19 protein-coding genes are annotated in these 22,163 nt (G+C 68.3%); 17 read left to right on the top strand and 2 right to left on the bottom strand.

Annotated features, from left to right (window positions below; translation table 11 throughout):
• Positions 1–105: 105 nt before the first annotated feature.
• The gene (locus ABRP17_RS17465) at positions 106–393 is read left to right on the top strand and encodes a DUF3817 domain-containing protein (RefSeq protein WP_349984554.1); all 288 of its coding nucleotides are present in this window, start codon (positions 106–108) and stop codon (positions 391–393) included.
• Between the two features lie 147 nt (positions 394–540).
• Here ABRP17_RS17465 and ABRP17_RS17470 read toward each other — a convergent pair whose 3' ends face one another.
• Positions 541–1,701, bottom strand: a complete 1,161-nt coding sequence (locus ABRP17_RS17470; RefSeq protein ID WP_349984327.1) for an MFS transporter — start codon at positions 1,699–1,701, stop codon at positions 541–543.
• A gap of 22 nt (positions 1,702–1,723) precedes the next feature.
• The gene (locus ABRP17_RS17475) at positions 1,724–2,509 is read right to left on the bottom strand and encodes a DeoR/GlpR family DNA-binding transcription regulator (RefSeq protein ID WP_349984326.1); all 786 of its coding nucleotides are present in this window, start codon (positions 2,507–2,509) and stop codon (positions 1,724–1,726) included.
• Positions 2,510–2,830: 321 nt separating this feature from the next.
• Between ABRP17_RS17475 and moaA the strand changes: the two genes are divergently transcribed.
• From moaA to glgX, 16 genes are all read left to right on the top strand, one after another.
• Positions 2,831–3,850, top strand: a complete 1,020-nt coding sequence (gene moaA / locus ABRP17_RS17480) for a GTP 3',8-cyclase MoaA (protein ID WP_349984325.1) — start codon at positions 2,831–2,833, stop codon at positions 3,848–3,850.
• A gap of 8 nt (positions 3,851–3,858) precedes the next feature.
• Positions 3,859–4,857, top strand: coding sequence for a bifunctional molybdenum cofactor biosynthesis protein MoaC/MoaB (gene moaCB, locus ABRP17_RS17485; protein WP_349984324.1), 999 nt, complete (start codon positions 3,859–3,861; stop codon positions 4,855–4,857).
• The gene (glp, locus tag ABRP17_RS17490; protein ID WP_349984323.1) at positions 4,854–6,125 is read left to right on the top strand and encodes a gephyrin-like molybdotransferase Glp; all 1,272 of its coding nucleotides are present in this window, start codon (positions 4,854–4,856) and stop codon (positions 6,123–6,125) included. The genes moaCB and glp overlap by 4 nt, the downstream gene beginning before the upstream one ends.
• On the top strand, positions 6,122–6,382 hold the full coding sequence (locus tag ABRP17_RS17495; RefSeq protein ID WP_188327122.1) for a MoaD/ThiS family protein: 261 nt from the start codon (positions 6,122–6,124) through the stop codon (positions 6,380–6,382). Before glp ends, ABRP17_RS17495 begins: the two co-directional genes overlap by 4 nt.
• 2 nt (positions 6,383–6,384) lie before the next feature.
• Positions 6,385–6,906, top strand: a complete 522-nt coding sequence (locus tag ABRP17_RS17500) for a molybdenum cofactor biosynthesis protein MoaE (RefSeq protein ID WP_349984322.1) — start codon at positions 6,385–6,387, stop codon at positions 6,904–6,906.
• Between the two features lie 25 nt (positions 6,907–6,931).
• Entirely contained in the window at positions 6,932–7,672 is a 741-nt protein-coding gene (gene modA / locus ABRP17_RS17505) for a molybdate ABC transporter substrate-binding protein (protein WP_349984321.1), read from the top strand.
• A gap of 3 nt (positions 7,673–7,675) precedes the next feature.
• Positions 7,676–8,359 (top strand): molybdate ABC transporter permease subunit, encoded by a 684-nt coding sequence (gene modB / locus ABRP17_RS17510; protein ID WP_349984553.1) that lies wholly within the window; start codon positions 7,676–7,678, stop codon positions 8,357–8,359.
• A complete protein-coding gene (locus tag ABRP17_RS17515) occupies positions 8,349–9,017 on the top strand; it encodes an ATP-binding cassette domain-containing protein (protein WP_349984319.1) in 669 nt (222 codons plus the stop codon). The genes modB and ABRP17_RS17515 overlap by 11 nt, the downstream gene beginning before the upstream one ends.
• Before the next feature lie 75 nt (positions 9,018–9,092).
• Positions 9,093–9,575: a DUF421 domain-containing protein gene (locus ABRP17_RS17520; protein ID WP_188327126.1), complete on the top strand. Its 483-nt coding sequence runs from the start codon at positions 9,093–9,095 to the stop codon at positions 9,573–9,575.
• A 429-nt stretch (positions 9,576–10,004) separates the two neighbouring features.
• Positions 10,005–11,441: a glycogen synthase GlgA gene (gene glgA / locus ABRP17_RS17525; protein ID WP_192080108.1), complete on the top strand. Its 1,437-nt coding sequence runs from the start codon at positions 10,005–10,007 to the stop codon at positions 11,439–11,441.
• Positions 11,438–13,672: a 1,4-alpha-glucan branching protein GlgB gene (gene glgB / locus ABRP17_RS17530; protein ID WP_349984318.1), complete on the top strand. Its 2,235-nt coding sequence runs from the start codon at positions 11,438–11,440 to the stop codon at positions 13,670–13,672. Before glgA ends, glgB begins: the two co-directional genes overlap by 4 nt.
• The gene (gene treZ / locus ABRP17_RS17535; RefSeq protein WP_349984317.1) at positions 13,669–15,411 is read left to right on the top strand and encodes a malto-oligosyltrehalose trehalohydrolase; all 1,743 of its coding nucleotides are present in this window, start codon (positions 13,669–13,671) and stop codon (positions 15,409–15,411) included. The genes glgB and treZ overlap by 4 nt, the downstream gene beginning before the upstream one ends.
• On the top strand, positions 15,408–17,297 hold the full coding sequence (malQ, locus tag ABRP17_RS17540) for a 4-alpha-glucanotransferase (RefSeq protein ID WP_349984316.1): 1,890 nt from the start codon (positions 15,408–15,410) through the stop codon (positions 17,295–17,297). The genes treZ and malQ overlap by 4 nt, the downstream gene beginning before the upstream one ends.
• A complete protein-coding gene (treY, locus tag ABRP17_RS17545) occupies positions 17,294–19,861 on the top strand; it encodes a malto-oligosyltrehalose synthase (RefSeq protein ID WP_349984315.1) in 2,568 nt (855 codons plus the stop codon). Before malQ ends, treY begins: the two co-directional genes overlap by 4 nt.
• Positions 19,851–20,069 carry a DUF2934 domain-containing protein gene (locus tag ABRP17_RS17550; RefSeq protein ID WP_192079624.1) on the top strand — a complete coding sequence of 73 codons (219 nt, stop codon included), beginning with the start codon at positions 19,851–19,853 and terminating at the stop codon, positions 20,067–20,069. Before treY ends, ABRP17_RS17550 begins: the two co-directional genes overlap by 11 nt.
• A complete protein-coding gene (gene glgX, locus ABRP17_RS17555) occupies positions 20,056–22,161 on the top strand; it encodes a glycogen debranching protein GlgX (RefSeq protein WP_188327133.1) in 2,106 nt (701 codons plus the stop codon). The genes ABRP17_RS17550 and glgX overlap by 14 nt, the downstream gene beginning before the upstream one ends.
• Positions 22,162–22,163 lie beyond the last annotated feature (2 nt).

Here is a 22,163-nt window from a genome sequence, read left to right on the forward strand (position 1 = left end):
TGCAAGCGTCGGTGCAGCATGAGCCTCGGCTGCGGATGCGTATCATCCGTATTCCTGCAAGCGGCCCTGGAGTTCCTGTTGAAGCCTTTACCCCCGATCAGTCCGATGGGCCGCGTGTTCGCCTGGACGGCGTTTTTCGAGGCCCTCACGTGGGCCGGCCTGTTGCTGGGCATGTGGTTGAAATACGGCCCGCAGGCCACCGAGTCGGTGGTGTGGTGGTTCGGCCGGCTGCACGGCGTGGCGTTCATGGCCTATCTGGCCGTCACTGTGATCGCTGCGCTGCGACTACGCTGGCCATGGTGGGCCACGCTGCTCGCCATCGTCGCGGCCGTGCCACCACTGGCCACATTGCCGTTGGAATGGTGGTTCCGCCGCCGCGGCCTGCTCCGGTAACGCCGGCGCACGCCCCGCACGGGTAGCGCCGAGCCACGCTCGGCGGGCACAGGCTCCGTCGCGAGACGCGCCCCCGGTAGCGCCGAGCCACGCTCGGCGGAACGTATCCGGGGCACGGAACGAACAGCCGCCGAGCATGGCTCGGCGCTACAGAAAGAGTCGCCGTGAGCCCGCACCGATTGCGCGCGCGCCGACGCCGACCAGCAGCAAGGCGATGGCCACCAGTACGAAGGCGACCACCAGGCTGCTCAGGTGCGCGACAAACCCGACCAGCGCCGGTCCGGCCAGGACGCCCGCATAGCCCAGCGTGGTCACCGCCGGAATCGCCAGGCTTTCCGGCATGGCCTTCTGGTTGCCGGCAAGGGTGAACAGCACCGGCACGATGTTCGCGCACCCCAGGCCCACCAACGCGTAGCCCGACAACGCCAGCGGCAGCGTGTCGGCGAACGTGGCCATCAGCAGTCCCGCCGCGCCGAGTGCCGCCCCCGCCAGTACCGCACGCAGGGCGCCCAGCCGGGCAACCACCCGGTCACCGAACAGGCGGGTGACGGTCATCGCCACCGAAAACACCAGGAAGCCGAGCCCCGCGCGACCTGCCGGCACCGCCTGCACTTCATGCAGGAACACCGCGCTCCAGTCCAGCATGACCCCTTCGCACAGGAAGGCGACGAAGCACAGGGCGCCGATCAGCAGCACCACTCCACGCGGGATGGCGAACATCGGCGCATCAGCGGGGGCGCGCTCACGGCGCCAGTGCGGCGCGGCCTGCAGGATGACCACCCCCATCACCGCGACCAGCAGGCACGCGCCGACCCACGGCGCCGCACCCAGCGCGAGCAGCGCCGTCATCGCCGCTGCACCCACCGCGCCGCCGATGCTGTAGAACGCGTGGAAGCCCGACATCATCGGCCGCTGTGCATCGCGCTCCACCATGACCGCCTGCAGGTTCATGACGCAGTCGCAGGCCCCCACGCCCGCACCAAACACAAACAACGCGCCAGCCAGCGCAAAGGCATTCGGTGCCACGGCGAGAAAGGGCAGCGCCAGGCAAGCCAGTGCCAGCGTGGCCAACATCAGGGCGCGGCAGCCGAAACGCGCGGCCAACGCACCGGCGACCGGCATCGCCAGCAGCGAGCCTGCGCCGAGGCAGAGCAGGGCGAGCCCCAGCGTGCCCTCGTCCAACCCCGTACGCATCTTGGCGAACGGCACCAGCGGTGCCCACGCCGCGATGGCGAAGCCGGGCAGCAAGAACACCGCGCGTGTAGCGTGCTGCTGGCGCAAGGCGGCAGGGCGGGACAGATCGTTCATCGTGACGTTTTCCAGGCAGGAGTCAGGCAGCGGTGTCAGGGCAGGGCACGACCGCCACGCCACGCTGGCGCAGGCCGTCGATGAAGGCGGCAGGCGCATCGGCTTCGACCAGCACGGTGTCGACCTGATCACGCCGGCCGATACGGTGCGCGCCCACGGCACCCAGTTTTTCCGTCATGGCCACCACCACGAAACGATCACAGCAGCGCAGCAACGCGCGCTTGAAAGCGGCCTCCTCGCCGTCGATGGCCCACGCCTCCCCTTCGCTGTCCAGGGCGCAGGTACCGATGAAGCCCACATCGACCCGCAGCGTGGCCAACTGCTCCAGCGCCTGCGCCCCAAGCACTGCGCCGGACCGCGCATCCAGGCGTCCACCGATCAGGGTGACCTCGATGTCGCCGCGCCCCATCAGCACCAGGGCGATGTCCGGCGCGTTGGTCACCACGCGCAAGGCGCGGTCACCGGGCAGGGCAGCCGCAATCGCGCTGTTGGTCGAGCCCGCATCCAGTGCGACGACGTTGCCGGGCTGCAGCAGGCTGACGGCGCTCAGCGCCAGCGCGTGTTTGCGTGACGACTGATGCTGCTGTCGCTCGGCCAGGGGCGGAAACGCCGGCGTCAGCGGCAATGCGCCGCCATGGACGCGACGGCACAGACCGCGTTGGTCCAGCTCACGCAGGTCGCGGCGGATGGAGTCTTCCGACACGCCGAAATGCGCGGCCAGTGGCGCGGCGAGCACGCGACCTTCGTCGCGCAACACGCGCAGGATGTAGTGCTGGCGTTCGCCCGGCAGCGTGTCAGGGCCGCTCATCGGGCGGCGGCCGTCGTCGTCGACACCGTCCCGCCTCCGCCAGCGGGCAGGGAAACAATCAGCATAGGGAGAGGGAACATGGGGCATCCAGGACATGGCAAGCCCGTCATCCTAGCCCAAAAGCCGTGATTGCGTGCATGTTCGTGCAGATGCGTGCAGTCGTCGCGCGCGCTCCTACAGACGATGAACCCGGCGGCGACACGCGGCGCCGGCCGAACAGGCCTCTGCGCGGCAGGGTTGAAGCGACTCAGTCATGCCCTGTCGACGCGGCGGCGGTTAGCCTTGATCGCTATGCATGAAGAACGCAGGCAAGGTCAGGACATGGCGCATCGCGCAGACACAGCAGCAGGATCAGCGGCGGCGCCGCCGCTCAGCGATGGCTTTGGCCGGCGCTTCCCGTACCTGCGTCTTTCGCTGACCGAAGCCTGCAATTTCAGCTGCAGCTATTGCCTGCCGGACGGCTACCAGGCGGATGGGCGTCCGCGCTTTCTCGCGCTGGACGAAATCGGCCGGCTGGTGCGCGCGTTCGCGGCGCTGGGCATGCACAAGATCCGGCTTACCGGCGGCGAGCCCAGCCTGCGCAAGGATCTCGATGCGATCATCGAAACCGTGGCGGCCGTGCCGGGTATCCGCAAGGTGGCGATCACCACCAACGGCACCCAGCTGCCGAGGCGGCTGCCTGGATGGCACCGGGCGGGATTGACCGCGCTCAACGTCAGCATGGACAGCCTGCAGCGCGATCGCTTCAAGGCCATCACCGGTCACGACCGGCTGCCCGAGATCCTGCAGGGGCTGCAGATGGCGCAGGCGCTGGAGCTGCCGTCGGTGAAACTCAACGCGGTGCTGCTGCGCGGCCTCAACGATGACGAGCTGCCGCAGTGGATGGACTTCCTGCGCGAGCGCCCGGTCAGCATCCGCTTCATCGAGCTGATGCGCACCGGCGACAACGAAGCCTATTTCGAACGCCATCACCTGCGCGCCGATGTGATCATCGCGCAACTGCTGGCGGCAGGCTGGAGCGAACGGCCGCGTGGAGCCGATGCCGGCCCGGCGCGAGAGTTCGGCCATCCCGGACATCGTGGAACGGTCGGCATCATCGCCCCGTACGCGCGTGATTTCTGCGCCGGCTGCAATCGCCTGCGGGTGACCGCGCGTGGCGACCTGCGGCTGTGCCTGTTCGGCGAGTTCGGTGTGCCGCTGCGCCCGCTCCTGCAGTCCGACGACGATTTCGATGCCCTGCTGGCCCGCATCACCACCCAGCTCGGGTTGAAGGCGGCCGGACACGGATTGCACCGGGGCCAGACGGGGTTGATCCCGCACCTGGCCTCCATTGGAGGATGAGAAAGACAATGAGTGAGGACATGAGCGCGGCCTTCCACATGGCGGACGTGCGCGACAAGCGCGTCACCCGTCGTCGCGCGGTTGCCGTGGGTGAACTGCTTGCCGGGCCGGTGGCCTACCCGCTGATCGTCGAGCGCCGCCTGCCCAAGGGCGACGCGCTGGTGATGGCCGAGATAGCCGGTCTGCAGGGCGCGAAGATGGCCTCGGCCTTGATGCCGCTGTGCCACCCGCTGCCGCTGGAACTGGTACGTGTGCACTGCGCCGCCGTGTCCGAGCGCAACGCGATCCGGGTCTGGTGCGAATGTGCCAGCGAGGCGCGTACCGGCGTCGAGATGGAAGCGCTGGCGGGCGTCAACGCAGCGCTGCTGACCCTGTATGACCTGAGCAAACCGGTGGAACCTGCGCTGGAGATCAGCGGCATCCGCCTGTTGTTCAAGGAAGGCGGCAAACGCGGCCTGTGGGTCCACCCACAGGGCATGGATGAGCGGGAAACCCAGCGCTATGCGCCGCGTGCGGCGTATCGGCTGGACGGTGCGCGCAGTGCGGTGTTGACTCTGAGTGACCGCGCCAGCGAGGGTCAGTACGAAGACCGGTCGGGCCCGATCCTGGTGGCGGGCCTGCAGGCGCTGGGCGCCGACGTGGTGGCCAGTGAGGTGCTTCCGGATGGAATCGAACCGCTTGCCGCGCAGGTGAGGGCGCTGGCCGACGCCGGTGTGCACTTGTGTCTGTGCACGGGCGGTACCGGGCTGGGTCCGCGCGATCTTTCGCCGGAAGCGCTGCAGTCGCTGGGCGGACGGCCGGTTACCGGCTTGGCGCAGATGCTGCGCGCACTCAGTGCGCAGCACACGCCGACCGCGTGGCTGAGCCGTGCCGAGGTGGTGCAGGTGGGCGGCATGCTGGTCTTCGCCTTGCCCGGAAGCCCGCGCGCCGCGGCGCAATGCCTGGACATGCTGGCGCCGTTGCTCGGCCACGCGCTGGCGATGGTGCAGGGCGGGCCGCACCGATGATGCCTTATGACCAGGCGGTGCGATGGGTGCGCGATGCCGCTGTGCTGCAGCCGGCCGAAACGGTGACGGTGGCAGCGTCCGCCGGCCGGGTGCTGGCGGATGCCGTCCGCAGTGGGCAATGCCTTCCACCGTTCGACAACTCGGCCATGGATGGGTTCGCGCTTCGATTGGCCGGCGATGCCGCCGATCAGGGCGCCGAGTTCGATATCCGTGGTTGGCAGGCGGCGGGCGATGACGGCGCGGTCGCCGACGCGGGGGCCTGGGAGATCATGACCGGTGCCCGGCTGCCGGAGGGGCTGGACAGCGTGGTGCCGATCGAAGACGTAGAGGTACTGCAGACAGCGGACGGTCGCCCCACCCGGATCCGCCTGCGCGCGGTCGTGACGCCCGGCCAGTTCGTGCGCCGCCGTGGCCAGGACGTGGCGACCGGCGAGCAGATTCTGGCGGGCGGCACACTGCTCGATACCAACGCGGTGACGCTGCTGCACGCGATCGGCATCGGTACGGTGAGCGTGCGGGCACGGCCCCGTGTGGCCATCATCGCCACCGGTAAAGAGCTGGTCAGCGATGCGGCACAGGCACTCCAGTCCGGCCAGATCCGCGACAGCAACCGACCGTATCTGGTGGCCCGGCTCGCTGCGGCGGGTGCCGAGGTGGTCGCCGACGTCGTAGTCGGCGATGAGGTGGAACGCTTCAACCGAGCCCTGGACGAGGCGCTGGCCGCGGGCGCGCAGATCGTGTTGAGCACCGGCGCGGTATCGGCTGGTCGCTACGATTTCATCCCCGATGCCCTGCGTGTGCGCGGCGCACGGATCGTATTCCACAAGGTGGCGGTCAGGCCGGGCAAACCGTTGCTGTTCGCCGTGCTGGCGGACGGCACGGCGTACTTCGGCCTGCCCGGCAATCCGGCGTCGACCGCCGTCGGTCAGCGTTTCTTCGTCGAGCCGATGCTGCGCCGCATGCTGGGCCTGGTGGATGAGCAGGGCGTGCAGGTGGCACTGGCCACCGACACGGCCACGCCGCACGGGCTGCGCTTCCACACGCGTGCGGTCATCCAGGCAGATGCCAGCGGGCGGCTGACGGCACGGCCGTTGGCGGGCCAGGAATCGTTCCGGCTGCAGGCGACGGTACAGGCAACGGGCTGGGCAGTGCTGGACGGGGCGGGCGAGCAGGCCGCGGCGGGCAGCGCGGTGCAGGTATTCAGTTGGGGGCATGCCGACGCGCTGCGGTTTGCAGCGTACGTGCCTGCCCCGCAGGAGATCACATGAGAGAAATGACCGTGCAGTTGTTTGGCGCGTTTTCGGAACTGGATGCGGCGCGGGAGATCCGGCTGCAGGTCAGCGGCGACCGTGTGGCGGACCTGCGCAGCGCGCTGCGCGATCTGTTGCCGACGCGCTGGCCGGCGTTCCGTGCGGGGCTGCTGGAGTATTCGGCCTTCGCCGATCAGCAGCGCGTGCTACGTGACCAGGATGCGCTGCCCGAGGATGGCCGGGTGGCGATCCTGCCACCGGTCAGTGGAGGCTGAGCATGCAGCGACAGGACACCTGGAAGATCGTCGAGCGCGAACGCGGTGCGATTGATCCGGCAGAGGGTATCGGCTTCGTTTCTGACCCCGGTTTTGGTGGCATCGATGTCTTCATCGGCAAGGTGCGCGATCTGAATCATGGACGCGCGGTGCTGGGCATCAGCTATGACCTGTTCGATCCGCTGGTGCTGGCGGAGTTCGAGCGCCTGGTGGCCGAGGTGCGCGCTGCCCACGGGCCGCTGCTGAAGCTGTATGTCGCCCATGCCAAGGGCCGCCTTGCGGTGGGCGACGTCGCGGTCGTGGTGGCCGCAGGAAGCCCGCATCGCGACGAGGCCTTCAAGGCATGCCGTGCGCTGATCGAAGCGGTGAAGCACCGCAGCCCGATCTGGAAACAGGAACACTACGAGGGAGGCGACAGTGTCTGGAGCGAAGGCTGCTCGCTGTGCGAACTTGGTCACGAACCGGCGACGCCCGGTGCCCTCACCGCAGACGCCGCCGCAGCAACCGCTGCGCGCGGGCCTTGATACCCGCATGCTGCAGGAGCCCCGCATGAAAACCCTGATCGCGACGTTGCTGCTGCTGGCCAGTGCGCCGTTGGCGGCGGCCGACCTCACTGTATCGGCTGCCTCCAGCCTGACCGAAAGCTTCCGCGAGATCGCCGGCGCGTACGAGAAGTCGCATCCCGGCAGCAAGGTGGACCTGAACTTCGCCGCGTCCGGCGTGCTGCTGCAGCAGATCGTGCGCGGCGCGCCGGTGGATGTATTCGCCTCCGCCGATGAAGCCACGATGGACAAGGCCGTGCAGGGGGGCGAGGTGGACGCCGATACGCGCCAGATGTTCGCGCGCAACGCTTTGTGGGTGATCGTGCCGACCCGCAGCACGGCGCGCCTGACCGGCCTGCCATCGCTGGCGCAGCCCGCGGTGAAGCGTATCGCGGTAGGCAATCCGGACAGCGTGCCGGTAGGCAGCTATGCGCGGGGCGCGCTGCAGGCAGCGGGGCTATGGCCTGCGGTGCAGGCCAAGGCGATCACCACGCAGAACGTGCGGCAGTCTCTGGATTACGTGTCGCGCGGCGAAGTGGATGCCGGGTTCGTCTATGCCACCGATGCGCAGGCCATGCCGGACCGGGTGAAGCGCGCCTTCGAGGTGCCGGTCAAGGGCGGGATCACCTATCCGCTGGCGGTGGTGAAGACCAGTGGCAAGCGTGACGAGGCACTCCGGTTCATTGCCTTCGTGCGTTCGCCCCAGGGCGTGGATATCCTGCGCCGGCATGGCTTCAGCACGCCCTGAATGATCGACCTGGACTGGAGTGCGCTGGGTCTGTCGCTGAAGGTGGCAGGCTGGGCAACCGCGATCAACCTCTTCCTCGGCGTGGGCCTGGGGTGGCTGCTGGCGCGCCCCCGTTTCTTCGGCCGCGAACTGCTGGACACCGTGTTGACCCTGCCCATGGTGCTGCCACCGACTGTGCTCGGCTATTACCTGCTGGTGCTGATCGGCCGCAACGGGCCGCTGGGTGGCTGGCTGCAATCGACCTTCGGCATCAACCTCGTGTTCACCTGGCAGGCGGCGGTGATCGCCGCGGCCGTTGCCGCGCTGCCGCTGGTGTTCAAGCCGGCGCGGGCGGCCTTTGAGGGGGTCGACGGGCAGCTGGAGCAGGCCGCACGCACGCTGGGCGCAAGCGAGGCAGCCGTGTTTTTTCGGATCACCCTGCCACTGGCGTGGCGCGGCATCCTCGCCGGTTTGCTGCTGGCGTTTGCCCGTGCAATGGGGGAATTCGGCGCCACCATCATGATCGCAGGCAGCATTCCGGGTCGCACCCAGACCCTGTCCATTTCAATCTACGAAGCCGTGCAGGCCGGACAGGATGGCCGTGCGAACGCGCTGGTGCTGTTGACGTCGGTGGTGTGCATTGTCGTGCTGCTACTGGCAGCGCGGCTGGTGGGCAGCCGCCGGCAGGAGATGCGTGATGTGGCTTGAGGCGGACATCCAGCGCCACCTGCAGTCGGCCGGGCAGCATTTCCACCTGCAGGTGCAGGTGCAGGCCAGCGAGCGGCAGCTGGTGGTGTTCGGACCGTCCGGTGCGGGCAAAAGCCTGACGCTGAAGGCGATCGCCGGCCTGCTGCGGCCCGACACCGGACGCATCGTGCTCGATGGGCAGGTGGTGTTCGATGCGGCCGCATCGATCTGCCTGCCGGCCCGCGAGCGCCGCCTGGGCTACGTGTTCCAGGACTATGCGCTGTTTCCCCATCTCACCGTGCGCCAGAACGTCGCCTTCGGGCTCCAGCGTGGCTGGTTGAACCCGCGCCGCAGTACCCGCGATGCCGACGTTGCGCACTGGTTGCGCCTGCTGCGGATAGAGCGGCTGGGCGATCTGTATCCGGCGCAGGTGTCCGGCGGGCAGCGGCAGCGGATCGCGCTGGCGCGCGCACTGGTCACCCGGCCACGCGCCTTGTTGCTGGACGAACCGTTCGCGGCCCTGGACCACGACCTGCGCGACCACCTGCGCAGTGAACTGAAGAGCGTGCTGGCGCAGACCGGCATTCCGCTCCTGCTGATCAGCCACGATCCCCAGGATGTGGCGATGTTCGGGCAGCAGGTCGTGCACCTGGCAGACGGCTCGGTCACCGCTGACTGAGCCCGGCGCGTGCACGGCGCGCGCACATCCGTTGCTCTAGAACACCTGCATCACCAAGGTGCGGGAGCGATACACGTGGACGATCTGTGGCACCTGACGATGCCGTGGTGGGAGTTCATCCTGCGTGCCGTGGCGGTCTACGTGGTGGTGCTGCTGATGACCCGGTTGAGCGGCAAACGCTCGCTCGGCCAGTCGACCGCGTTCGATGTACTGGTGATCGTGCTGCTCGGCAACGCCGTGCAGAACTCGCTGATCGGCGAAGACAGCTCACTGCTGGGGGGATTGATCCTCGCGGCCACGTTGTTGTCGCTGAACTGGCTGGTCGGCTTCGCGACCGCACGCAGCCGCGGGCTGGACCGGCTGGTCGAGGGCGCCCCCGTGGTGCTGGTACGCAACGGCCAGGTGTTCTGGAATCAGCTCAAGCACAGCAACCTGTCGCCGGCCGACCTGGATGTGGCGATGCGCGCGCAGGGATGTCGCGCGCATGCGGACATCGAACTGGCGATGTTGGAAACGTCGGGCAAGATCAGCATCACCACCTATCGCGACGACGCATAACCGGCGCCTCCGCATGAACGGTTAAGTGATCCGCGCCACGGCACGGCGGAGGGTCGCGATCGCACGGAATCCACTTGAAAAGCGCGCTGTGACAGCGCGCCATTCAGGGCGATGTGGCGTGCTCATGCGTCCCGCTTCGGCGCACATCACACAATGTCACAAAGACAACTCTTTGTTTTCACGGAGGGTTGATTGATAGGGGGTATAGATTCAACCCACGAGCTTCGCCAGCGTCCCCCACGCCCGCGCCGATTCCGATAACCACCACGCAGCTCCCCCGGGCTGCAGGGTGCACCCACCTGCACGCCCCATCGAGCACGCCCCATGAGCAGCATTCCCCCGTTCAAACGCCCGCAATCCCTCTCCAGCGCGCGCAAGGCGAGCCAGCGCTCGCGCCAGCGCGACCTGCGTGGACGCTTCACCCCGGCCATGACGGTCGTGGAATGCGGTGAGCCGGTCCTGTTCGTTGTCTCGGAGATGGCTGATTTCATCAAGGCCGGCGGCTTGGGCGATGTCGCCGCTTCGCTGCCGCGCGCGTTGCGGGGCGCGTGTGATGTGCGCGTCCTGATTCCGGGCTACCCGGACGTCCTGGCGCGGCTGCCGACGATCGAGGTGGTCGGCAGCGTGGCACCGCGTGGCCATCTGCCGGCCAGTCGGATTGGTCGGGCCCTGCAGTCCGATGGCCTGCCGATCTACGTGCTGCTGAACGGGCCGCTGTTCGATCGCAAAGGCTCGCCTTACGTGGATGAAGCCGGCAAGGAGTGGAAAGACAATGCGATCCGGTTCGCTACCCTGTCGCACGCTGCCGCGGAGATCGCGGCCGGCCGCACAGGCATGGACTGGACGCCGGGCCTGCTGCATCTCAACGATTGGCCGACGGCGCTTGCAGCGGCGTATGTGCGCTGGGACGCCACGCCGGTGGCAACCCTGCTGACCATCCACAACCTCGCTTACCAGGGACTGTTCCCGTATGCGCTGGCCGAGGCCATCGGCGTGCCGGCTGAACATCTGGAAGAAATGCATTTCTTCGGCCACATGTCCTACCTGCAGGCGGGCATCGTCAATGCCACGCGCCTGAACACCGTCAGCCTGCGCTACGCCGAGCAGATCACCGCGCCGGCCGATGGCTGCGGGTTGGACGAACTGCTGGCACGCCGCGCGGCAGGCGGGCACCTCAGTGGCATCGTCAACGGCATCGACGCCAGTTGGGATCCGCGCTCGGATCGGCACTTGTCCGCGCATTTCAGCGTGCAGGCCTGCGACGGCCGGGCGGAGAACGCGGCCAGCGTGCGTCGGGCCTTCGGCCTGCGTGACAGTGACGGTCCGCTGTTCGCGGTGGTCAGTCGCCTCGTGCACCAGAAGGGCCTGGACATCACCTGCGATGTCGCACCGCAGATCGTCGCGGCCGGTGGCCAGTTGGTCGTCATCGGCGGCGGCGAGCCGCAGGTCGAGGACGAAGTGCGCGCGCTGGCCCAGCGTTTTCCCGGCCAGGTCGGCGCCTGGATCGGCTTCGATGAACAACTGGCGCGGCAGATGTTCGCGGGCGCGGACTTCCTGTTGATGCCTTCCCGCTTCGAACCCTGCGGCCTCAGCCAGATGTATGCCCAGCGCTTCGGCTGCCTGCCCATCGCCCACGCTACCGGCGGCTTGGTGGATACCGTCGATGACGGGGTGACCGGCTTCCTGTTCCACGAGCCGACGGCCAACGTGATGCGCCGCTGCGTCGAGCGCGCACTGCGTACGTTCCGCATGCCCGCGTTGCTGCAGTCCATGCAGCGCGCCGCGATGCTGCGGCCCAGCGGCTGGGACATCGCCGGGCGCCAATACCTGGATCTGTACCGCCAGGCCCGGCAGGTGGCTGCATGATGGCGCTGGACGCGACCCTGCATCCTGCCAACCCGCAGCCCGATGAACCGAACGAGCCCGCGGCGCACCTGCCGGCCGAGCTGACCGCGCTGTTGCGGGGCGAGCCGGCGGACCCCTTTGCCTGGCTCGGCGTGCATGGTGACGGGCGCGGCGGCCATGTACTGCGCGTGTTGCTGCCGGGCGCACGCGCGGTGCATGCGCGCATCGCCGGCCAGGCGACCGAGGTTCCCCTGTCCGCGGTGCAGGGCGACGGCTTGTTCCATGCAGAGGTGCCCAACGCGGGGTTGGCCCTGCTGCGCATCCAGTGGCCCGATGGCGAGCAGATCGTCCATGACCCGTATGGCTTCTGGCCGCTGCTCAGTGATGCCACGCTGCGCGGTGTCGCGGCCGGTGACGGTGAGGCGATGCGCGCGCTCGGTGCGCTGCCGCAGCAGGTCGATGCCATCGATGGCGTGCGGTTCGCGGTGTGGGCCCCGAATGCACGGCGTGTCGCCGTGGTGGGGGAATTCAACAGCTGGGACGGACGTCGCCATCCCATGCGGCTGCGCCATGAGGCCGGCGTCTGGGAGATCTTCATCCCCGGGGTGCAGGTCGGCGCGCGCTACAAGTTCCGCATCACCGGCGCGGACGGCCATGTGCTGGCGGACAAGGCGGATCCGATGGCGCGCTGGGCCGAGCTGCCACCCGCAACGGCTTCACGCGTCGCCCCGATGGAGCCGCACGGCTGGAACGACGATGCCTGGATGCAGCAGCGCAGCCGCAACGAACATCGCCCGTTGTCCATCTATGAAGTGCATGCAGCCTCCTGGCAGCACGACACCGACGGCGGTTCGTACGACTGGAACGCGCTGGGCGATCGCCTGATTCCGCACGTACACGATCTCGGCTTCACCCATATCGAGCTGTTGCCGGTCAGCGAGCATCCCTTCGGCGGTTCGTGGGGTTACCAGCCATTGGGCATCTATGCGCCGACCGCGCGCCATGGCAGCCCTGCCGACTTCGCCCGCTTCGTCGACCGCTGCCACCAGGCCGGGATCGGCGTGATCGTGGACTGGGTGAGTGCCCACTTCCCGACCGATGCGCACGGACTGGAACGCTTCGACGGCACGGCGCTGTACGAGCACGCTGACCCGCGCGAAGGCTTCCATCAGGACTGGCACACGCTGATCTACAACTACGGCCGCAATGAAGTAGCCGGCTACCTGCTGGGCAGTGCCTTGGAGTGGATCGAACGTTTCCACATCGATGGCCTGCGCGTGGATGCAGTGGCCTCGATGCTGTACCGCGATTACAGCCGCAACGAGGGCGAGTGGGTCGCCAACGAGTACGGCGGGCGCGAGAACCTGCAGGCGAAGGCCTTCCTGCAGCGGATGAATGCCACGCTGCTGGAGCGCCATCCGCAGGTGATGGTGATCGCCGAAGAATCCACTGCGTGGCCGGGCGTGACCGCGCCGGTAGCGCAGGACGGATTGGGCTTCAGCCACAAGTGGAACATGGGCTGGATGCACGATTCGCTGAACTACATGCAGCACGATCCGATCCACCGGTGCCATCACCACAGTGAAATGACCTTCGGCCTGGTCTATGCGTTTTCCGAGCGCTACGTGCTGCCGTTGTCGCATGATGAAGTGGTGCACGGCAAAGGCTCGTTGCTGCTGCGGATGCCAGGTGACGAATGGCAGCGCTTCGCCAACCTGCGTGCGTATTACGCGCTCATGTGGGCGCACCCGGGCAGCAAACTGCTGTTCATGGGCGGCGAGTTCGGCCAGAGCCACGAGTGGAACCACGACGCATCGCTGGACTGGGAACAGGCGGGCAGGCCGCTTAACCAGGGCGTCGCCCGCCTGGTCGGCGATCTCAACCGGGTACTGCAGGCGCAGGCCGCGCTGCACCGCGACGAGCAGGACGAGCGCGGCTTCGCGTGGAGTGTGGGGGATGATCACCGCAACAGCGTGCTGGCCTTCATCCGTCATGATCCACACGGTCTGGCGCCGCCCCTGCTGGTGGTCAGCAACATGACCCCGGTACCGCGCCACGGGTATCGGGTCGGCGTGCCGCAGGGCGGTCGCTGGCGCGAGATCATCAACAGCGACAGCATGTTCTACGGCGGCAGCAATCTCGGCAACAGCGGGGTGCTGCAGTCGCAGGCCCGGCCGATGCACGGCCAACCCCACTCGCTGCAGTTGACACTGCCGCCCCTGTCAACGCTGTACCTGCAGGTCGACGCATGAGCGTAGCGGTCGCGGGGCGCCTCGGCGCATGGCCGATCGGTGACGGGTGTTATCAGTTCCGCGTGTGGGCACCGGATGCACGCGAGGTCTCGCTCGTGCTGGACGGCGAGCTGCTGCAGATGCACGGGGAGGGTGACGGGTGCTTCAGCGTGGACGCCGCCGGCAGCGCCGGTGCGCCATACCGGTTCCGGATCGATGGCGACGAGCAGGTGCCCGATCCGGCGTCGCGCTGGCAGCCGCACGGGGTAGAGGGCGCCAGTGCGCTGCTGCCCGTCGACGGGCATGCGTGGAAAAGCGAGTGGACAGGTCGCGCGTGGCACGAACTGGTGATCTACGAAGTGCATCTCGGCTGCAGTGGGGGCATCGAGGGATTGCGCGCCCAACTGCCTGCGCTGGCTGCGATGGGCATCACGGCGCTGGAGCTGATGCCCGTCGCGCAGTTCCCGGGACGCCGCAACTGGGGCTACGACGGGGTGTTCCCGTACGCTCCGGCCGAAGTCTACGGCCATCCCGATGCGCTCAAGGCGCTGGTCGATGACGCACACGCGCAGGGAATGGCCGTGCTGCTGGATGTGGTCTACAACCACTTCGGTCCGCAGGGCAATCTGCTGTCGCGCTACGCGTCCGCGTTTTTCCGCACCGATGCGCCCACGCCCTGGGGCGAAGCCATCGACTTCCGGCAACCGCAGGTGCGCCGTTTCTTCATCGACAATGCGTTGATGTGGCTGCAGGAGTATCGCTTCGATGGCCTGCGCCTGGATGCGGTGCACACCATCGTACCCAACGATTTCCTTGCCGATCTGCAGCACAGCGTGCGCACGCACTGCGGTGCGGACCGGCCGATCCACCTGGTGCTGGAGAACGAGCGCAACCAGGCCCACTGGCTGCGCGCGGGCTTCCAGGCGCAGTGGAATGACGATTACCACAACGCCCTGCATGTGATGGTGACCGGGGAATGCGAGGGGTATTACGCGGACTATGCGGATCGCGCGGCCGAGCTGCTGGCACGCTCGCTCGCCGAAGGGTTTGGCTGGCAGGGTGAGCGCAACCACAAGGGCGAGATGCGTGGCGAGCCGAGTGCGGATGTGTCGGCCGATCATTTCGTGATCTTCGCGCAGAACCACGACCAGATCGGCAACCGTGCGTTCGGTGATCGCCTGTGCACGCAGGTGACGCCGGGGGTCGCCTCCGCTGTCCAGGCGCTGACCCTGCTGACCCCGATGGTGCCGCTGGTCTTCATGGGGGAGCCGTGGCACGCGCGGCAGCCGTTCCAGTTCTTCACCGACTTCGCGCCGCCGCTGGACGAGGCCGTGCGCGAGGGCAGGCGTCGCGAGTTCGCCGGATTCGCGGCGTTTTCTTCGCAGTCCGAGCGGGACCGCATACCGGATCCCAACGCGATTGCTACGTTTGAACGCTCGCGGGTCGCGCTGCCGCCGGCGGACGATGCCTTGGCCGCTGCGCATATCGACGATTTCGCGGCGCTGCTGGCCCTGCGCAGGCGCTACCTGCAACCCGCGCTGGCGCATGCGCGCTCGCTGGGCGCCGGGGTACTGGGCCCGCAGGCCGTCCAGGCCGGCTGGCAGCTGCCCGGAGGACAGTGGTGGGTCGCATTCAATGCCGGCCCAGCCGACGTTGCGCATAGCCTTCCCGACGGCCAGGTGCTGCATGCGCAGGGTGATGCGCAGGCAGCGCACCTGGCGGCCGGCGGCGGCATCCGCGTGCACTGGGTGGCGTCATGAGCCGCCCGGCACCCGGCGACGCTGACCTCCAGCGCCACGCGGTGGACGCCGGCCTGCATCCGCACTGGACCGACGTCAGTGGCATCGAACGGACCGTGTCGCCGGAGGTGCTGGGCGCCGTCCTGGCCACCCTGCGAGGGGGAGCAGAGCAGGGCACAGCGGACGCACCGCTGCTGACCACGGTATGCGGTCAGCCGCTCATCATCCCGGGTGCAGGCGACGCTGCGGCCCTCTGGCGCGCCGAGAGCGGTGAAGAGCAGCCGGCGCTGCGTGACCGCAGTGGCCGCTGGGGTGCGCCGCTGCAGCCCGGCTACTACACGTGGCTGCAGGGCGGACGGCAGCAACGCGTTGCCGTATCGCCAGCACAGGCGTGGTTCCCGCACGCCGGTGCGTCCATGCGGCCGTGGGGCGCCGCGCTGCAGGTGCAGGGCCTGCGTGGTCAGGACGATGGCGGGATCGGCGACAGCACCGGCGCGCTTGCGTGGGGCAGGGCGCTGCGCCTGCACGGCGCTACGTCCATGGCTCTGTCGCCGATCCACGCCAGCATGCCGATCACCGATGCCTACAGCCCATATTCGCCCAGCGACCGCCGCTGGCTAGAGCCCGTGCACGCGTCACCGCTCCAGGTGCTTGCCGAGGCCGCCGCCGCAGTCCGGCATGCCGACCCCGTTCTCGATCAGACGCTGGCACGACATGAAGCGGCGACGCTGATCGACTGGCCAGCCGCCGCTGCAGCCAAATGGCAGTGGATCGGCCGGTTGCCTGCGTGGCTGCAGACGCAGCAGCCCGCGCAATGGCAGTCCATCGAAGCCGGAATGCAGGCGCTCGGTGACGATCTGCTGCAATGGAGCCAGCACACGGCCGCGTTGTCGCGCACGCCGGCTTCGCTGCTCGCTTTCGGGCAGTGGCTGGCACAGGAAAGCTGGCGGCAGGCGCAGCAGCAGGTGCGCGGCGAGGGCATGCAGATCGGCCTGATCGCAGACCTCGCCGTGGGCTTCGACCCGTCCGGCATCGAGGCACTGGCCAATGCCGATGCAGTGCTGCGGGGCCTGGAACTGGGGGCACCACCGGACGCCTTCAATCCGCACGGACAGGCGTGGGGCATCACCGGCTATTCGCCGCTGACCCTGCGCGCGCAGGGCTACGCGCCGTTCATCAGCCTGCTCCGCGCCGTCATGGCGGAGCGGGGCGGGGTCCGCATCGACCACATCCTGGGACTGCGGCGCTTGTGGGTCGTGCCGCGGGGGGCGGGCGCCGGCCAAGGTGTCTACCTCGATCAGCCGTTCGACGACCTGCTCAACCTGCTGGTGCTTGAATCCTGGCGTCACCGTTGCCTGGTGATCGGCGAAGACCTGGGCGTGGTGCCGCCCGGCATCCGCGACGCACTCGCATCGCGGGGCGTGCTGGGTCTGGACGTGCTGGCCTTCAGCCGTGACGAGAAGGGCGTGTGGCCGCCAGCGCGCTGGCGCGAAACCGCCGTGGCGATGACCTCGACCCATGATCTGCCACCGCTCGCCGGCTGGTTGCGCGGTACCGACCTGGCGTGGCGACAGCGGCTTGGCTGGAACGACGAATCCGCCACCCGCACGGCACGGCAGCAACGCCAACGCGACGTGCAGCAGCTGGCCGAGCGGGTCGCCGACGAAGGCCTGGACAGCGGCGACCTGCAACGCGACGCCCTTGCGCTGACGGCGCGCTCGCCGGCGCGCCTCGCCCTGTTGCCGCTGGAAGATGCGCTGGGGCTGGAAGAACAACCGAACCTGCCGGGCACCACCAGCGAACACCCGAACTGGCGCCGACGGGTTCCCTTGCACCTTGATGAAAGCGCGGTCAGCGCGCGCCTCGCCGCCTTTGCGGGCCAGCGGGGCAAAGAGAGCACCCCATGAACACCTTACGCGCTACGGTCCGCCTGCAACTGCATGCGGGTTTCGACTTCGACGCGGCAGCGGCACAAGTCGACTACTACGCCCGTCTTGGCATCAGTCATCTGTATCTTTCGCCGGTGGCGCAGGCTGCCGCCGGCTCGACCCACGGCTATGACAATACGGACCCGACCCGCGTCAGCGCCGAGCTGGGCGGGGAAGCGGGGTTCGCCCGTTTGTCCCAGGCCGCGCAGGCGCACGACATGGGCATCGTGCTCGACATCGTGCCCAACCACATGGCGGCCAGCCCGGCGAATCCGTGGTGGCACGACGTGCTTCGCCACGGTCGTCGCAGCGCGTACGCCGACTGGTTCGACATCGAGTGGGACGCGCCCGGCTGCGAAGGCAAGGTGTGGTTGCCGGTGCTGGACCGTCCGCTGGAGGCCGCCCTGGCAGAAGGCGCGGTGACCCTGGAGGTGGGCAGCGAAGGCCCCGAACTGCGGCACCATGACCTGCGGCTGCCGCTGTCGCCGCTCAGCCATCCCGCACCGGCGGACAGCTGGGAGACGTGGACCGAACGCTGCAGGCGATCGCCGGCGCAGCTGCATGACCTGCTGCAGCGCCAGGCGTATCGGCTGGCGTGGTGGCGCACGGGCGCGGACGTGGTGAACTATCGCCGCTTCTTCGACATCAGCGGGCTGGTAGCGCTGCGCGTGGAGCGCGATGAGGTCTTCGATGCAGTGCATGCCTTGCCGCTCCGGCTGGTGCGCGAGGGCCGCGTGCAGGGCCTGCGCATCGACCATGTCGATGGCTTGGCCGACCCCGCCGGCTACCTGCGCCGGCTGCGCTTCGCCCTGGACGCTGCAGGCGCGGCCGCAGGCCAGGCGCCAAGCACGTTGACCCTGCACGTGGAAAAGATCCTCGCCGATGGCGAGGCCCTGCCGGAAGACTGGTGCTGTGACGGCAGCACCGGTTATGACTTCATGGACCAGGTGGGTGCGGTGCTGCATGCCGAGGGGAGTGAACCCGCCCTGCAGGCGCTGTGGCAGTCCGCCAGCCAGGATGCGCGTCACTTCGATGCGGTGCAACGGCAGGCACGGCAGCAGGTCCTGGACGGCTCGTTGCGGCCCGACCTGGATCGGTTCCTGCGCCAACTGCAGACCCTGACAGGAAACGATGCAGCCGCTGCCGACCTTACCCCCGGCATGTTCGCCCGGGCAGCATCCGCGCTGCTCGTGCACTTCCCGGTCTACCGGACACACGGCTTGCGCTCGCAGGCCGACCACGGGTGGATGCAACGCGCCCGCGAGGCAGCAGCGGGCAGCCTGGATGAAGCCGAGCGCAGTGCGCTGCAGCGCATCGTCGGCCTGCTCGCGGCGGACACGCTGGAAAGTGCCGCCCTGCGGACCCGATTCGAACAGGTGGCAGCACCGCTCAACGCGAAGGCCGTGGAGGACACGGCCTTCTATCGACATGCGCGCATGCTGTCACGCAATGAGGTGGGCAGCGATCCCGCGCGCATCGCGCTGCCGCCCGCCGCCTTCGCGGCCCTGGCGCAGGAGCGCGGCACGCACTGGCCACAGGCCTTGCTGGCGGTCGCCACGCACGATCACAAACGGGGCCCGGATGCGCGCTGTCGGCTGGCCGCGCTCAGCTGGAATGTGGCGGTGTGGCAGGAGCAGGTGGCGCACTGGAACACGCTGGCCGAACAGGCGGGACACCCGTGTCCCTTGCCAGGCGCCGAGACGCTGATGCTGTGGCAGACGCTGCTGGGCAGCTGGCCGCTGCGGGCCGAGGCCGTGCAGTCCGCGTACTTCGAGCGGGTCGCTGACTGGCTGCGCAAGGCGTTACGGGAGGGCAAACGGGTCAGTCGATGGTCTGCGCCGGATGAAGTGGCCGAACAGGCCGGGCTGCAGTGGATCGAGTGGCTGGGCAGCCACCCTGCCGCGGGCGAACTGCGTTCAGCGATGGACGCCTTCGTGCGCAGTATCGCGCCGATGGGCGCGCGGCTGGGTCTGGCGCAGCTCGCCCTGCAGCTGGGCTGCCCCGGCGTGCCCGACCTGTATCAGGGCAACGAAGGATGGGATTTCAGTCTGGTCGATCCGGACAACCGACGCGCCGTGGACCACGCGCAGCGCAGGGAGTGGCTGACCGACACCACCTCGTGGGCCGCTGGCCTGCAGGAATGGACTGACGGAGCGCCCAAGGCGCTGATGCTGGCGGCGATGCTGCAGCATCGCGCGCGCCATCCTGACCTTTACCGCCATGCACCGCTTCGCCAGCTGGCGGTGAAGGGCGATGACGCGGTCATGGCGCTGCTCCGGGAGCACGACGGCGAGGCCGTGCTGCTGCTGGTGGACCGATGCGGTGCGCTGGAGCGCGCGGAGGGAATGGACGGCCTGCGCTGCGCCCGATCGTCCCACGCGGTACTGCAGGAAATGGACGACCGGTTGCGCGCACGGCCGTGGCGCAATCTGCTGGATGGGCGACGCCTGGCGTCGACGGACATTGACCGACCGGGTGCGCTGCTGGATGGCGGCCCGGTCGCGGTATGGGTAACTGAAACGGGAGAAGAACGTGGACGATAAGGAACGGGACGAACGCACGGCGGCGCTGGCCCACCAGATATGGGAAGCCGAGGGGCGTCCTGATGGACAGCAGCTGCGCCACTGGCACATGGCCCAGCGCCTGGTCCAGGCTGACATGACCGTCATGAAGGGTGTCCGCGACAGCGAGCCCGATCCGGCTGCGTCGCCCGCCGATGTCACGGCGGAGGCGGGAGATGGCCACGCGTAAGTGGACGCAGACATCGCGTGTACGCGAAGGCCGGCCCTATCCGCTGGGCGCGACGTGGGACGGACTCGGTGTCAATTTCGCCCTGTATTCGCGGCATGCCACGCGGGTCGAGCTGTGCCTGTTCGATGCGCGCGGCCGTGAGCGCGAACGCATCGCGCTGCCCGAGTACACCGACGAGATCTGGCACGGCTACCTGCCCGATGCGCGGCCGGGGCAACGTTACGGGTACCGGGTGCATGGCCCGTATGCGCCGGAAGCGGGGCACCGCTTCAACCCCAACAAGTTGCTGCTGGACCCCTATGCCAAGCAGATCGTCGGCGAGCTGAAGTGGGCGCCCCATCTGTTCGGCTACACGATCGGCCACCGCGACCGTGACCTCAGCTTCGACCGGCGCGACAGCGCTGCCTACATGCCGCGCTGCGCGGTGGTCGACCCGGCCTTCAGCTGGGGCAATGAACGCGCGCCTGCCACCGCGTGGGACCACACGGTGATCTACGAGGCCCACGTGCGCGGGCTGACCATGCGTCATCCTGCGATCCCCGTTGAAGACCGCGGCACGTTCTCCGCCCTGCGCCACGACGCGATGGTCGATCACCTGAAGCATCTGGGTGTCACCGCCATCGAGCTGCTGCCGGTCCATGCGTTCATCGATGACCAGCATCTGCTTGAACAGGGTCTGCGCAATTACTGGGGCTATAACTCCATCGGCTTCTTCGCCCCGCACCCGCGCTACCTGTCGCAGGGTACGGTGGCCGAGTTCAAGCAGATGGTCGCCCGCATGCACCACGCCGGCCTGGAAGTCATCCTGGACGTGGTCTACAACCACACCGCCGAAGGCAACGAGCTGGGGCCCACGCTGTCGTTCAAGGGCATCGACAACGCCAGCTACTACCGGCTGGCCGACGACCGACGGTTCTACATCAACGATACCGGTACCGGCAACACGTTCGATCTGACCAATGCCGGCGCCTTGCGGATGGTGATGGATTCCCTGCGCTACTGGGTCACCGAGATGCGGGTGGACGGATTCCGCTTCGACCTGGCGACCATCCTCGGCCGGGAAAAGCACGGCTTCGATCCGTCATGCAGCTTTCTCGACGCCGTGCGACAGGACCCGTTGCTCAGCCAGGTGAAACTCATCGCCGAACCCTGGGACATCGGCCCGGGGGGTTACCAGCTGGGGGCGTTCGCGCCCGGCTGGGCAGAGTGGAACGACCGCTTCCGTGATACGGCGCGTGCCCTGTGGCGTGGCGACGGCGGACAGCTGCCCGGCTTCGCTGCGCGCTTCACCGGCTCGGCCGATCTGTTCGACCACCACGGCCGACGACCGTCGGCCAGCATCAACTTCATCACCGCGCATGACGGGTTCACGCTGCATGACCTGGTCAGCTACGCACACAAGCACAACGATGCCAACGGCGAGCAGGGCCGTGATGGCCACGGCCACAACCTGTCCAGCAACCACGGCGTTGAAGGCGAAACCGACGACCCGGTGATCCGGGGCGTGCGTGCACGGCAGATGCGCAACCTGCTGGCCACCCTGCTGCTTTCGCAGGGCACGCCGATGCTGTTGGCAGGCGATGAGTTCGGTCACTCCCAACGCGGCAACAACAATGTCTATTGCCAGGACAACGAACTGGCGTGGATAGACTGGGAACGCGCAGGCCAGCCACCGGCGCAGGCACAGGCAGCGTTCGTGCGTCGCCTGCTGGCCCTGCGTCGTCGCTACGGCCTGCTGCGCAGGAACCGCTTCCTGCGCGAAGGCGACCTTGCGGGTGATATCCACTGGCTGCGCCCCGACGGCGCGCCCATGCAGCCGGCCGACTGGCACGACAGCGAGGGCAGGGGACTGGTGATCGTGCTCGACGGGCGCAGCGTGGACAACGGTGCGAGCGATACCGGCCGCCATCTCAGCCTGGCCCTGCTGATCAATGCGGAGGCGGAGCCGCAGCCGTTCCGCGCAACCCTGCACGACGCCGAATTCCGCAAGGTGCTGCTGCAGACGCCGGAGGTGGCGCTGCAGCCGGACGAATCCGGTGTGTGGTTGATGCCCGCATACAGCCTCTGCCTGCTCGCAGCCAGCAGCAGCTGAAC

Origin of the sequence: Stenotrophomonas sp. WHRI 8082 (genome assembly GCF_040223995.2) — a bacterium.
Classification (GTDB): Bacteria; Pseudomonadota; Gammaproteobacteria; order Xanthomonadales; family Xanthomonadaceae; genus Stenotrophomonas.

What these genes read in the sequence shown, in the direction of transcription:
- ABRP17_RS17470 (WP_349984327.1), bottom strand. Translation starts at nt 1,701, where the DNA reads ATGAACGATCTGTCCCGCCCTGCCGCCTTGCGCCAGCAGCACGCTACA.
- glp (WP_349984323.1), top strand. Translation starts at nt 4,854, where the DNA reads ATGATGCCTTATGACCAGGCGGTGCGATGGGTGCGCGATGCCGCTGTG.
- treY (WP_349984315.1), top strand. Translation starts at nt 17,294, where the DNA reads ATGAACACCTTACGCGCTACGGTCCGCCTGCAACTGCATGCGGGTTTC.
- ABRP17_RS17495 (WP_188327122.1), top strand. Translation starts at nt 6,122, where the DNA reads ATGAGAGAAATGACCGTGCAGTTGTTTGGCGCGTTTTCGGAACTGGAT.
- modA (WP_349984321.1), top strand. Translation starts at nt 6,932, where the DNA reads ATGAAAACCCTGATCGCGACGTTGCTGCTGCTGGCCAGTGCGCCGTTG.
- glgX (WP_188327133.1), top strand. Translation starts at nt 20,056, where the DNA reads ATGGCCACGCGTAAGTGGACGCAGACATCGCGTGTACGCGAAGGCCGG.
- ABRP17_RS17515 (WP_349984319.1), top strand. Translation starts at nt 8,349, where the DNA reads ATGTGGCTTGAGGCGGACATCCAGCGCCACCTGCAGTCGGCCGGGCAG.
- ABRP17_RS17500 (WP_349984322.1), top strand. Translation starts at nt 6,385, where the DNA reads ATGCAGCGACAGGACACCTGGAAGATCGTCGAGCGCGAACGCGGTGCG.
- ABRP17_RS17465 (WP_349984554.1), top strand. Translation starts at nt 106, where the DNA reads ATGGGCCGCGTGTTCGCCTGGACGGCGTTTTTCGAGGCCCTCACGTGG.
- treZ (WP_349984317.1), top strand. Translation starts at nt 13,669, where the DNA reads ATGAGCGTAGCGGTCGCGGGGCGCCTCGGCGCATGGCCGATCGGTGAC.
- glgA (WP_192080108.1), top strand. Translation starts at nt 10,005, where the DNA reads ATGACGGTCGTGGAATGCGGTGAGCCGGTCCTGTTCGTTGTCTCGGAG.
- glgB (WP_349984318.1), top strand. Translation starts at nt 11,438, where the DNA reads ATGATGGCGCTGGACGCGACCCTGCATCCTGCCAACCCGCAGCCCGAT.
- malQ (WP_349984316.1), top strand. Translation starts at nt 15,408, where the DNA reads ATGAGCCGCCCGGCACCCGGCGACGCTGACCTCCAGCGCCACGCGGTG.
- moaA (WP_349984325.1), top strand. Translation starts at nt 2,831, where the DNA reads ATGGCGCATCGCGCAGACACAGCAGCAGGATCAGCGGCGGCGCCGCCG.
- ABRP17_RS17475 (WP_349984326.1), bottom strand. Translation starts at nt 2,509, where the DNA reads ATGAGCGGCCCTGACACGCTGCCGGGCGAACGCCAGCACTACATCCTG.
- moaCB (WP_349984324.1), top strand. Translation starts at nt 3,859, where the DNA reads ATGAGTGAGGACATGAGCGCGGCCTTCCACATGGCGGACGTGCGCGAC.